This window comes from Gilliamella sp. ESL0405 (genome assembly GCF_019469205.1).
In the GTDB taxonomy this organism is placed as follows: Bacteria; Pseudomonadota; Gammaproteobacteria; order Enterobacterales; family Orbaceae; genus Gilliamella.
Genome location: NZ_CP048265.1, coordinates 1,964,671 through 1,976,999 on the forward strand (window position 1 = coordinate 1,964,671; position 12,329 = coordinate 1,976,999).

Here is a 12,329-nt window from a genome sequence, read left to right on the forward strand (position 1 = left end):
TTGACATCATTGACTTGATGTAAGGAGATAATTATTAGTTTTTAATCAAATAAGTCTTGTAGGAAATCGATCATGACAGATTTTGCACTAATTATCTATAATTCACCTCATTGGGTATTTTTTATTTTAGGCGGTATTTTGTTGATCGCTGAATTACTTTGCTCTGGCGGATATTTACTTTGGAGCGGTATTGCAGCCATCATCGTTGGTTTAATCGCATGGTGTTTACCTCTTTCTTGGCCTATCCTTTGGATTTTATTCTCTATTTTTACTTTAGTTTCAGCTTATATTTGGTGGGGTTGGCTCAAAAAGAAGGGACAGGATAAATCGAGTAAAGGTGAGATTAATCAACCACAACAAGACTTAATTGGTACTAAAACCGTTGTTACAAAAGCCATTGTTAATGGTTCTGGTCGAGTTAAAATAAAAGACGGTACATGGTCAGCTACCTGTGATAAAGATTTACCAGTAGGACAAGTCGTGATTGTGACTTCAGTGGATGGAATAACATTAAATGTTGAACCTATCCTTTAAAAGGTTTCAATATTTAATCATGTAGGAAAATAAAGAATGATGAAAAGATTCACACCAATTTTAGCGCTGTTAATTTCCATTAATATTCAAGCGGATCCAAAAGATGATTATAAAGAGGCTTATGTCACACCTGTATTTAAAGATATAGCGGGTTTTCCGTTTCCTGATATTACGCTTAAAGAATGGAATATTGAAAACAATATCTTTCTTTTAAAATACAAAGAAGAAGATATTGATAAAGTAGTCGATATTTGTAAAAAAGAGAAAATCCCTGATTATAGTGAAAATGGTGATCAGACATTATTGGTGAAAACCAAAATATGCAACAAAGCAAAAATAATGAGTAAACTTTATCATATATCTCAAGATGAAACTTCTACTACACCTGATCCAGCCTATAGTGAAGCATGGATCACGCCAGTGTTTAAAGATATACCCGATTTTCCACTTCCGGATATCACAGCCGATGAATGGCAATATACGCCTCTATCTGTATTGAAAAACAAATATGAGAAAACCGACATTGAGAAAATGATTAAAATTTGTAAAGAAAATAAAATCCCTTTTTGGACTGATGATACTAAAAATGCACCAAAATTTATGCAATCGTTATTGTGTAACAAAGCAGAATCATTGATTAGATACTACTAACTTTTACATTAATTTATTTTATTAGCCAATATTAATTATTGGCTGATTTTTTAATGAATAAACTGCAAATATTTGCCATATCAGTAAAAATAAATTATTCACATTCTTTTTACCTATCCATGCTACTTGCTATCAATCTCAAAATGACAAATAGATAGTTAAGGCGCATCGCTAAATTACCTGATTTGGCGCTCGTTATTTTCAATAGTTGAAGCACTTTTTTAAAGCCAAAATAAAAAAGCCCAACAATGCTCGATTGTTAGGCTTTAGCTAAAATAATTTGAGTTTACTGTTGAGATGCAATATCGCTACTACATCCTAATTAGCTCAAACTAATGTGACATTGATGTTTTTACACCACCTTTAGGAATTGGTATATACATTCTTTCTTTATCTGTTCTTTGTTTATTTTTGAAGGCTTTGATTGCCGTTTTAATACCAAAAAAGATAATACCATAAACAACAACTAAGAACAGAATACTTAATCCCGCATTGGTGTAGTTGTTTATTACAATGTGGTGCATATTATCAATTTGTTGTGGTGTTAAATCGCTACCTTCGGCAATACGACGATTATATTCATTCGCTAAATAGAAGAATCCTTCAAGTTGTGGATTGTTGCTAAATAGTTTCAATCCTAGTGCCCATGTTGTACAAATTAATAACCATATAGCAGGAATAATCGTTACCCAAACATATTGAGCACGTTTCATCTTAATTAACACAACTGTTGCTAATACTAAGGCTACTGCGGCTAACATTTGATTAGAAATACCAAACAATGGCCACAAACTCTTAACACCGCCTAATGGATCGACAACACCTTGATATAACAGATAACCCCATAAGCCAACACAACCTAGCGTACCAATGAAACCAGCAACTAATGAATCAGTTTTTTTCAAGAATGGCACAAAATTGCCTAACAAATCTTGAAGCATAAAGCGACCTGAGCGGGTACCTGCATCTAAGGCTGTTAAAATAAATAAAGCCTCAAATAAAATACCAAAGTGATACCAAAAGCCCATATCAGCACCAGGAATAATCTGATGAAATACATGAGCAATCCCAACAGCTAAAGTTGGCGCACCGCCTGCACGATTTAAGACTGAAGGTTCACCAATATCTTTTGCGGTCTGTAGTATCTCTTCAGGTGAGATCACAAATCCCCAAGAACTGACCGTTGCAGCGGCATGAACGGTTACCTCTTTCAACTGTTCAATAATCATCGGAGCTTGATCGGTACCTAATTTATGAAGATCGGGCATAGTAATACCTAAAGCTGCCGGAGGCGTATTCATGGCAAAATAAAGTCCCGGCTCAATGATCGATGCCGCAACTAAAGCCATCATAGCGACAAATGATTCCATTAGCATTGCACCGTAACCAATAAAACGGGCATCGTTTTCATTTGCCAGTAATTTTGGCGTAGTACCCGATGCAATTAATGCATGGAATCCGGAAACCGCACCACAAGCAATAGTAATAAATAGGAATGGAAATAATGCGCCTTTCCATACCGGACCTGTTCCGTCGACATATTGTGTGATATCAGGCATTTTAAGATCAGGATTTAAAATAACGATACCAATGGCTAGCCCAACAATAACACCAATTTTTAAGAAAGTAGCAAGATAATCACGAGGCGCTAAAATTAACCATACAGGTAACATGGCAGAAACTAATGCATAACCAACTAGTGCATAAGTAATCGTGGTTGCTTTAAAAGTTAAAGCTGGTCCCCAATATGCATCATGAGCAATTACACCACCAAACCAAATTGAGAGAATTAATAAAACAATCCCTATAACCGAGACCTCAAGAACACGACCTGGTCTGATAAATCGCATATATATTCCCATAAATAAGGCAATAGGTACGGTTGAACAAACCGTAAATACCCCCCACGGGCTTTCAGCTAAGGCTTTAACTACAATCAATGCTAATACCGCAAGGATAATAAGCATAATCAGGAAACAGCCAAATAATGCGATAGTGCCGGGAATAGATCCCATCTCTTCTTTAATCATTTCACCTAATGAAGAACCATTACGGCGAGAAGACAAAAATAACACCATAAAGTCTTGTACAGCACCCGCCAACACAACCCCGGCAAGTAGCCAAAGGGTACCAGGCAAATAACCAACTTGAGCAGCTAAAACAGGGCCAACAAGCGGTCCGGCTCCGGCAATAGCAGCAAAATGGTGACCAAATAAGACATATTTATTGGTTGGTACATAATTCAAACCGTCATTATTTATGACAGCAGGTGTTGCTCGAGTAGGATCTAATTGCATCACCTTCTTTGCAATATACATACTGTAATAACGGTATGCGACAAGATAGATTGAAACAGCAGCGGCAACTATCCATAGTGCACTGACATGTTCTCCACGTCGTAATGCAACTACCGCCAGACAGCATGCACCGACAAAAGCTAGGATCAACCATGGAATATGTTTGAAAACTTTATTATTCATAATGATTCTCTTTGTGGGTTTATATTAATTAGTAAGAAACTTAGCCACCCTTAACCAGTTAAAAATTGGTTAAAAATCAAAAGTACATCATAAAAGATAACTTTTAACAGTTAGCGACCTAAGTGCTTACTAAAGGTTCCTTTATATCCAAGCGTATAGTAATTTTTTATTGATTTGAAAGAAATTAGTATTTTAGTTATAGGCTAAATCAAGCTGATAAGTGGTTAAATTTAGCCAATGAACGGTCGAATTATTTCAATTGTTATAATCCAATAGTCTCTTTGAAAGGTTTAAGATACCGACGACTTACCGGTACTGAAATATCGTTTATTAGAATGATATCAACACCGCCAGCATCATTAAAACGAATCTCTTTTAATTTTTTAGGATTGATCAGATATTGTCTGTGGCAACGAATCAAAGGGGTTTTGTCCTCTAATGTTTTTAATGTTAATTCGGTGAAATACGCACTATTTTCATGATTAAAAACATAAATACCACTGACTTTTGAGGCGATATAAAACACATCATCCATATTTAATAAATAAATCCGATTGTGACCAACACAAGGAATATAATTAAATTCTTGCTCAATTGACGCTAATTGTTCAATATTTGACGGGCATTGCTGATGAAGCCGGGTTAATGTCTTATTTAATCGCCCTTGCTCAACAGGTTTTAACAAATAATCAAAAGCTTGTTCTTCAAATGCTTTAACAGCAAATTCACTATAAGCCGTTAAAAAAACAATATGCGGCATCGTATCAGGATCCAGCATTGAAAGCATTTCAATACCGTTTATTTTCGGCATTTGTATATCTAAAAACACGACGTCAGGTTGTAGACGATGAATTTCTCGAATCGCTTCCATAGCATTTTGACACTCAGCAACAATGGTAATTTCAGGATCGTTTTGCAGTAAACACCGTAAATTTTCACGTGCAGGTAGCTCATCATCAACAATAATTACATTTAGCATTGAACAGTCACATCCTCTTGCAACGGTATGATCAGTCGAACTTTAGTACAACTGTCGGGTATACAATCAATTGTTATCCCATACTTCTCCCCATAGCGAATATTAATCCGTTTATCAACTAAATTCAAACCAAGACCATTAATATCTTTTCTATTTTCCCGATAATTACCCGCATTATCAATGACTTCTAATATTAGCGTTTGAGCTTGTTGGTAGGCTTTGATAATTACCTTTCCTTTGCCAATTAATTGAGAAGTCCCATGTTTTATCGCATTTTCAACTATAGGTTGCAATGAAAAAGCCGGAAGTTGAACATATTCTAATTCACTCGGAATATCGATTTCGACGGTTAACTGTTCCATAAATCGCATTTTTTCGATTTGTAAGTAAGCATTGACATGCTCTATCTCGTCTTTTAGCGATACCATTTCTTCGGTTCGTTTAAGATTTTTGCGGAAAAAAGTCGAGAGATTTTGAACTAATTGCGAAGCTTGAGTTTGATCCCGACGAATAACAGCAAGTAAAGTATTTAAGGCATTAAATAAGAAGTGAGGATTAACTTGCGCATGTAAAAGTTTAATTTCGGTTTTCGATAATAGTTGCTTATAGCGCTCATTTTGACCGGCAAGAATCTGGGCTGATAATAAACTGGCTATCCCTTCGCCCAAAGTACAATTTATCGAACTAAATAAGGTATTTTTGGCTTCATAGAGTTTAATGGTACCCACTACAGTATTATTTTCACCGCGTAAGGGAATAACGAGCGTTGAGCCTAAACGGCAATTTTTATTAATTGAGCACTGATAAGGCTGATGTACGCCGTCAAGATATTTCACATCATTTTCTTCAATTGCTTTTAAGGTAATATCTGACGTAATCGGCGTGCCGGGCAAGTGATGATCATCACCAATACCAATAAAAGCTAATATTTTTTCTCTGTCTGTGATAGAAACAGCGCCAATATCGAGTTCTTGATAGATAATTTCGGCAACTTTTGTACTATTGATCTGATTAAACCCTTCACGCAATAAACCTTCAGTACTAACAGCAATTTTTAACGCTTTAGCCGAAAAAGCCGATGTATAACGTTCAAAAATAGCTCGTCTATCTAACAAGATTCGCATAAACATTGCCGCCCCAATGCTGTTAGCCACAATCATCGGTGCAGCTATGCTACCAACTGCATGTAAAACCACATCAAACGGTCGAGAGATTAATAACACCATAATCATTTCAATCGATTCAACAATTAAGCCTAATATCCCAACTAATAACGGGTTGTAGATAAGATCAACTCGCCCTTTTTTCATTAAAATATAGTGAAGTAATCCACTGATTAATCCGGTTAAAATGGTTGATAGCATGCAACTTTCAGCGGTGATCCCCCCTAAAGTATAACGATGCACACCACCGGTTATCCCCACTAACAGACCAACCATGGGTCCACCGAGTAACCCCCCTAAAATAGCGCCAATTGCTCGAGTATTAGCAATAGTGTCTTCAATGTGTAAGCCAAAATAGCTACCCATAATACAAAATAGTGAAAAAATTAAATAACAGATTAATTTGTGAGGTAAGTGAACGGTAACTTGCATAAGCGGAATGACAATGGGTGTTTTACTTAGCAAATAAGCAATGACTAAATAAATACACATTTGTTGTAAAAGCTGTAATACAAGATCAAATTCGAACATGATGCTGACCATAGATGCAAACCGTCGATAACTATCGACGGTTGATTGTTAACTTATTTATCAAGCAAAGTGAACGTTTGCTTATTTTTTGTAGTTGAGTCATCACCAACATACACATTAAACTTTCCGGGTTCGGCAACATATTGCATTTTATCGTTCCAAAATTTTAACATGTCATATTTGATAACAAACTTAACTTGTCCTTTTTCATGTGGCTTTAAAGTAATATTTTCAAAGCCGATTAACTGTTTGACAGGTCTGCTTACTGACGCGGTTACATCTTGAAGATAAAACTGAACAGTTTGCATACCGGTTTTATCACCAACATTTTCCACATTGGCAGTCACCACAATTTCACCGCCCGGCAACATCTGATCACTTGATAAAGCAAAATCAATGGTAAAATCGGTGTAACTTAAACCAAAACCAAAGGGGAATAAAGGTTCATTTGGGCTATCAAAATATGAAGTGGTATATTTACCCATGTTCTGGGTACCACGTGGGCGTCCGGTATTTAAATGGCTATAATAGACAGGTATTTGCCCTACATTCATAGGGAAAGACATTGGCAATTTACCTGAAGGGTTATAATCACCAAACAAGACATCTGCAATGGCATTTCCACCTTCTGTACCTAAAAACCACGTTTCGAGCATTGCATCGGCTTGGTCATACTCTTCTGGCAATGTCAGAGGGCGTCCATTCATTAATGTAATCACAACCGGTTTCCCCGTTGCCTTCAATGCTTTAATCAACCGTTTCTGACTGTCTTGCAACGCAAGATCTGTACGGCTTGAAGACTCATGCGCCATACCTTGTGCTTCACCCACAAAAACCACAACAACATCAGATTCTTTAGCGGCAGCAACCGCTTGTGCTAACATCTCATCCGCCGGCCTTTCATCAAATTTGCTACTCATTCCGTATAAATTTAAAAATTTAAATAAGTTCGGATCATCAGATAGATTTGCTCCAAAAGCATAACTAATCTGTTTAGGATCTTTTACGGCATTTTTAATACCTTCTAGTGGTGTGACGGCTAAATTAGCTCGCCCTGCCCCAGACCAACTACCTAAAATATCTCGTTTAGAATCCGCTAAAGGCCCAATGACTGCAATTTTCATATCTTTTGTCAGTGGTAAAAGATGATCGTTATTTTTTAACAATACAATACTACGGCGGGCAACATCTCTAGCTTCTTGTCTATGTAAGCGATTATCAGCAAACATTGTGTCGATATCTAAATTCGGATCTAAATTACGATAAGGATTTTTAAATAATCCCATATCATATTTTAATTCTAAAACTCGACGACAAGCCCGATCTATTTCATTTTCAGAAATCACCCCTTGATCAACAAGTTCCGGTAAAAATCGTAAAAAATACTCATCGTTCATACTAATATCAATACCGGCTTTGATCGCAACACGCACCGCATCTTTAGGATCGCTGGCTACACCATGATTAATCAGTTCCCGAATTGCACCATGATCACTGACAACAACACCGTCAAAATGCCATTTGTCACGTAATACTTCTGTTAATAACCAGTGATTAGCACTTGCCGGAATACCATTGACACTGACCAAAGATACCATTACCGCACGGCTGCCGGCATCAATGGCCGCTTTATAAGGAACCAGATACTCTTGAAACATCTTGCGTTCACTCATATCAGTACTATTATATTCACGCCCACCCTCAACAGCGCCATATAAAGCAAAATGCTTCACCGTGGTCACTAAAGATTTTTTATCTTGCAAAGACTGTTTTTGCATTTTTTCAACAAAAATACGACCGGCTTCTGATACCAGATAAGGATCTTCACCAAACCCTTCTGATACCCTACCCCAACGTGGATCTCGAGTAATATCAACCATTGGCGCCCAAGTCATGTTTAAACCGTCACTGGTTGCTTCATCAGCAGATACTTCGGCAACTTTACCTATTGCTGAACGATCCCATGTCGATGCTATAGCTAAATTGATTGGAAATATCGTGCGATGACCATGAATAATATCAAAACCAAAATAAAGTGGAATTTGGTTGTGAGATTTCAAAGCACGTTCTTGCATTTGAGATAAATCAGGTTCAACAACAGTGTTAAAAATACCACCAATTTCACCTGCTTCAATTTGATCGAGAACTTTACTTAAAGTTAATTCTCCACCAACACTGATCAATCGTAATTGACCGACTTTTTCCTTAATCGTCATTTTCGATAAAAGGTTATCAATAAAAACTTTCTTTTCTTCATCAGGAGTTTGCGCAATCAACGATCCGGAAAATATAAATAAGACTAAAAAAAGAACGATTCTTTTCATCATAATAAGTCGTACAATCATTAAGCAGTTAGACAGATCAATAGCATAACGTATCCACTACAAAAAATCTTGTTTTTTAGGAAGTTTATTAGAGGAAAGGAGGAAAGGCAGCATTTACTATCGAAAATTTTTATACTTAAACGTATAGTAAATCTGAAATCTTTTGACAAAAAAATACCCATATAAATGGGTAATAAGCAACTTTGCCGAATAATATCGGCAAAGATAAATAATTAATCTCTAAAGTTAGTAAATTGGAACGGTTGGCCTAATTCACCATTTTTCACTAATGCCATGGTCGCTTGTAAATCGTCCCGAGATTTACCCGTTACACGCACTTGTTCACCTTGAACTTGGGCTTGCACTTTAAGTTTGCTATCTTTTATCAACTTGACAATTTTTTTAGCTAATTCTTTATCAATCCCCTGTTTTAACTTAACGGTAATACTATAGAATTTACCACTATGTTCCAGCTCTTCGGGAATGTCTAAAGCACCGCCGTCAATGCCTCGTTTAGCTAGCTTATCACGCAAAATATCCAGTAATTGTTGTACTTGAAAGTCTGATTGACTTGTTGCTTTGATAGTTTGATTTTTTTCATTGAGCTCAAATGAAGCTTCAACATTTTTAAAATCCCAACGAGTAGTTAATTCACGCGTTGCGTTTTCAACGCCATTTTTAACTTCTGGCATTTGGATTTCTGACACAATATCAAAAGAAGGCATAAGTTTTCCTCTTCTAATGGTTATAAATGATATTAATATAAAAGATGAATGATGTAGTTAAAAGCCGCCAAACGACTTTGACGGCAAATTAAGAAGTGATTAGTAAAAATTAATCAATGGTACGAAGTAATTCGTTAATACCTACTTTACCTAACGTTTTAGCATCAACTTTTTTAACGATAACAGCACAATAAAGGCTATATTTACCGTCTTTTGTTGGTAAATTACCTGAAACCACCACAGAACCAGCCGGTACACGACCATAGTGCACTTCACCGGTTGCACGATCATAAATTTTAGTACTTTGACCGATAAATACACCCATTGAAATAACACTGCCTTCTTCGACAATAACACCTTCAACAATCTCACTACGTGCACCGATAAAACAGTTATCTTCTATGATAGTCGGGTTAGCTTGTAATGGTTCTAAAACGCCACCAATACCAACACCACCGGATAAATGCACATTTTTACCAATTTGCGCACACGATCCGACAGTTACCCAAGTATCAACCATGGTACCTTCATCGACATATGCACCAATGTTGACATAAGACGGCATTAATACAGTATTACGAGCGATATAGGCTCCTTGACGAGCAATCGCAGAAGGAACAACACGGAAGCCTTCTTGTTGGAATCGAGCTTCATCATATTGGGCAAATTTTAATGGCACTTTGTCATAATAATTAGTCGCCCCACCATCGATAAGTTGGTTTTCATTAATGCGGAAAGAGAGTAATACAGCTTTTTTTAACCATTGGTGAGTCACCCAGTCCCCATTGATTTTTTCTGCGACACGCATCTTACCGCTGTCGAGTAAATGAATACATTGATTAATGGCATCACGTGTTACCGTATCAACATTTGATGGGGTGATTTCAGCACGACGTTCAAATGCGGCTTCAATAATAGTTTGTAGTTGTTGCATCTCTCGTTTCCTTTAACTTTTAGTCCGTTAGCAAATTCAAATAGGCAAACAGTATAATATAATATGTCGTGATTTTTAAGTGGTTTGTCATATCATTAACTTTTTTAAGTAAAAATAAAAAATGATTTGTGGCATCTGTTCCAAAATAACAACAAATATCTGCCCTCATCTTCCTTTCAGTTAACATAGCGCTACCTTATGATAATCAAATTCAGCTATGCAAAATTTAGGATTTTCTTTAATTGAATTACTCATTGTTGTTTGTATTAGTGCCATATTAGCTAGTGTGGGTATTAACCATTGGCAAGCCCAAAAGTTGCGTAATGAATTAGAGATAACCACCAAACAATTAGCTTCTTTTTTGAGCGAAGTTCAAGTGAAAGCTTACACGAATAATGATAATTACTATCTTTATCTTTTTGTTTCACCTTGGTGCATAAGTATTACTCAAGGTGAAAAACCTCAATCTTGTCATCAAGGTTTATTGCAATTTATCAAGCCCGACAATTCAGTCGTTATTAGCGGATTGAATGATAACCAAAGCGCCACATTTTGGGGACGCCGTAATATGGCCAAAAATATCTCTTTCGAATTAAGTAATCGTATCGGTACCAGCAAAATCTTTGTTTCATCGCAAGGGCGTATCCGATTTTGCCGAAAAAGTAGCTACCTAACGGGGTTGCCGCCATGTTAAATCAGTCAGGATTTTCATTATTAGAAGCGTTAATCAGTATAACATTATCGACGATAATGGTGCTCGGCATAAGCTCTTTTTACACACAATTGCAAACCAATATTTATCATCATTATCAAAAAAAACATTTACAAACAATTGTTGAGCAAGGACTAGTAGGCTTATCAAAGGATATCAGACGAGCTGGATTTATTGCTAACGATCCAACAAAAATGACAGCAAAACCGATCGATATTACCTCAAATCCTTACTGTATAACGCTACGTTATGATAGCGAAATACGTAATGATTGGATCTATAACCCCAATTTCACCCGATATTCAGACATATTTAGCTATCGTTATAATCAAAAAAACATCGAGTACAAAACAGGCGAGCTTAATTGTCGAAGTTCGCAATGGGAAAAACTGTTCGATCCTGCTGAAGTGAAAATCACGCAATTTTCAATTAAACAGCAAAAAAATGGTTTGGAAATTACCCTTGCGGCAGAATTAAAACAAAACAAAAAAATTAATTATCAAATAACTAAATTTATAAAAAATGAAAATCCACTATCCCCCTAATTCGCTGTCAGGTTTCAGTACGATATCAATGGTCATTATATTAACCATTATTGGGTTGCTATTATTAACAGGATTTCATTCGTTAATCATTTCCGAACAAAAAACAATTATTAGTCAGACGCAATATTATCAACGATTTAATCAAGCAAGCTCAGCTTTACAATGGGCTATAACGCAAAATTGGCCGACACCAACGGATCAATGGCAATGCTTAATTGAAGCAAGATTTCAACTAAAAGCATGCATTAAAAAATCACTATTAAAAATTGATGACTATATTCTAGTCCGTGGCGAAGCGGAGCATTTTTATCTTTACCAATTGACCCATTATGACAGTCATAAACTTATCAGCCAACCAGGTCACTGGCTTGATTATTGCCCGGAAAAAAGGAGTATCGATTGTGAATAAGCCGCACCAAACAGGCTTTAGCCTTATCGAAGTTATGATAGCTAGCTTATTAATGTCAATCATCATGATAAGTTTCGTTGGTTATCAGAAAGTGTTATTTCACCAACAACACTATCTATCCAACTTTAAACAAGCGCAACACATCGCCTTTCAATTACTTGATAGTTATCCCGAAATTGCCAGTCATATTGTTCCGGATAATTGGCAATTTCACATTCATACTGAATCCTACCTTGCGTCTTGTAAAATGGTTAGCATCACAATAATGCCACCCAACCAAAAACAAGTTAAACAACAACGCCTTTTTTGCAACAATTAGCTTTTTATGACTTTAACTATAAT

At 36.3% G+C, this 12,329-nt stretch carries 12 protein-coding genes; 6 read left to right on the plus strand and 6 right to left on the minus strand.

All coding sequences use genetic code 11. The features are described 5' to 3' along the window. Positions 1–72: 72 nt before the first annotated feature. A complete protein-coding gene (locus GYM74_RS08535) occupies positions 73–534 on the plus strand; it encodes an NfeD family protein (RefSeq protein ID WP_220217806.1) in 462 nt (153 codons plus the stop codon). 36 nt (positions 535–570) lie between these two features. Beyond that, entirely contained in the window at positions 571–1,185 is a 615-nt protein-coding gene (locus GYM74_RS08540) for a hypothetical protein (protein WP_220217807.1), read from the plus strand. A 332-nt stretch (positions 1,186–1,517) separates the two neighbouring features. Here the strand turns inward: GYM74_RS08540 and GYM74_RS08545 are convergent, their stop codons facing one another. From GYM74_RS08545 to dapD, 6 genes are all read right to left on the minus strand, one after another. Next, positions 1,518–3,665: a carbon starvation CstA family protein gene (locus tag GYM74_RS08545; protein ID WP_370633969.1), complete on the minus strand. Its 2,148-nt coding sequence runs from the start codon at positions 3,663–3,665 to the stop codon at positions 1,518–1,520. Between the two features lie 262 nt (positions 3,666–3,927). Further along, the gene (btsR, locus tag GYM74_RS08550) at positions 3,928–4,644 is read right to left on the minus strand and encodes a two-component system response regulator BtsR (RefSeq protein ID WP_220217808.1); all 717 of its coding nucleotides are present in this window, start codon (positions 4,642–4,644) and stop codon (positions 3,928–3,930) included. After that, complete coding sequence (locus tag GYM74_RS08555; protein WP_220217809.1) at positions 4,638–6,338, minus strand: sensor histidine kinase; 1,701 nt, start codon at positions 6,336–6,338, stop codon at positions 4,638–4,640. Before GYM74_RS08555 ends, btsR begins: the two co-directional genes overlap by 7 nt. Before the next feature lie 53 nt (positions 6,339–6,391). After that, a complete protein-coding gene (bglX, locus tag GYM74_RS08560) occupies positions 6,392–8,665 on the minus strand; it encodes a beta-glucosidase BglX (protein WP_220217810.1) in 2,274 nt (757 codons plus the stop codon). A gap of 230 nt (positions 8,666–8,895) precedes the next feature. Continuing rightward, a complete protein-coding gene (locus tag GYM74_RS08565) occupies positions 8,896–9,387 on the minus strand; it encodes a YajQ family cyclic di-GMP-binding protein (RefSeq protein ID WP_220217811.1) in 492 nt (163 codons plus the stop codon). Between the two features lie 109 nt (positions 9,388–9,496). Continuing rightward, a complete protein-coding gene (gene dapD, locus GYM74_RS08570; protein WP_220217812.1) occupies positions 9,497–10,321 on the minus strand; it encodes a 2,3,4,5-tetrahydropyridine-2,6-dicarboxylate N-succinyltransferase in 825 nt (274 codons plus the stop codon). A 217-nt stretch (positions 10,322–10,538) separates the two neighbouring features. Between dapD and GYM74_RS08575 the strand changes: the two genes are divergently transcribed. Genes GYM74_RS08575 through GYM74_RS08590 form a run of 4 tightly spaced genes read left to right on the plus strand, consistent with a single transcriptional unit; the run spans position 10,539 to position 12,306 of the window. Continuing rightward, the gene (locus GYM74_RS08575) at positions 10,539–11,015 is read left to right on the plus strand and encodes a prepilin-type N-terminal cleavage/methylation domain-containing protein (RefSeq protein WP_220217813.1); all 477 of its coding nucleotides are present in this window, start codon (positions 10,539–10,541) and stop codon (positions 11,013–11,015) included. Further along, positions 11,009–11,578, plus strand: coding sequence for a prepilin peptidase-dependent protein (locus GYM74_RS08580; RefSeq protein WP_220217814.1), 570 nt, complete (start codon positions 11,009–11,011; stop codon positions 11,576–11,578). The genes GYM74_RS08575 and GYM74_RS08580 overlap by 7 nt, the downstream gene beginning before the upstream one ends. Before the next feature lie 28 nt (positions 11,579–11,606). Then, a complete protein-coding gene (locus GYM74_RS08585; protein ID WP_220217815.1) occupies positions 11,607–11,987 on the plus strand; it encodes a DUF2509 family protein in 381 nt (126 codons plus the stop codon). Continuing rightward, a complete protein-coding gene (locus tag GYM74_RS08590) occupies positions 11,980–12,306 on the plus strand; it encodes a prepilin-type N-terminal cleavage/methylation domain-containing protein (protein ID WP_220217816.1) in 327 nt (108 codons plus the stop codon). Before GYM74_RS08585 ends, GYM74_RS08590 begins: the two co-directional genes overlap by 8 nt. The last annotated feature ends 23 nt before the right edge of the window (positions 12,307–12,329 follow it).

Bases quoted from the DNA above. Each gene is read 5' to 3' on its own strand.
- GYM74_RS08540 (WP_220217807.1), top strand. From the start codon at position 571: ATGATGAAAAGATTCACACCAATTTTAGCGCTGTTAATTTCCATTAAT.
- btsR (WP_220217808.1), bottom strand. From the start codon at position 4,644: ATGCTAAATGTAATTATTGTTGATGATGAGCTACCTGCACGTGAAAAT.
- bglX (WP_220217810.1), bottom strand. From the start codon at position 8,665: ATGATGAAAAGAATCGTTCTTTTTTTAGTCTTATTTATATTTTCCGGA.
- dapD (WP_220217812.1), bottom strand. From the start codon at position 10,321: ATGCAACAACTACAAACTATTATTGAAGCCGCATTTGAACGTCGTGCT.
- GYM74_RS08585 (WP_220217815.1), top strand. From the start codon at position 11,607: ATGGTCATTATATTAACCATTATTGGGTTGCTATTATTAACAGGATTT.
- GYM74_RS08535 (WP_220217806.1), top strand. From the start codon at position 73: ATGACAGATTTTGCACTAATTATCTATAATTCACCTCATTGGGTATTT.
- GYM74_RS08575 (WP_220217813.1), top strand. From the start codon at position 10,539: ATGCAAAATTTAGGATTTTCTTTAATTGAATTACTCATTGTTGTTTGT.
- GYM74_RS08545 (WP_370633969.1), bottom strand. From the start codon at position 3,665: ATGAATAATAAAGTTTTCAAACATATTCCATGGTTGATCCTAGCTTTT.
- GYM74_RS08555 (WP_220217809.1), bottom strand. From the start codon at position 6,338: ATGTTCGAATTTGATCTTGTATTACAGCTTTTACAACAAATGTGTATT.
- GYM74_RS08580 (WP_220217814.1), top strand. From the start codon at position 11,009: ATGTTAAATCAGTCAGGATTTTCATTATTAGAAGCGTTAATCAGTATA.
- GYM74_RS08565 (WP_220217811.1), bottom strand. From the start codon at position 9,387: ATGCCTTCTTTTGATATTGTGTCAGAAATCCAAATGCCAGAAGTTAAA.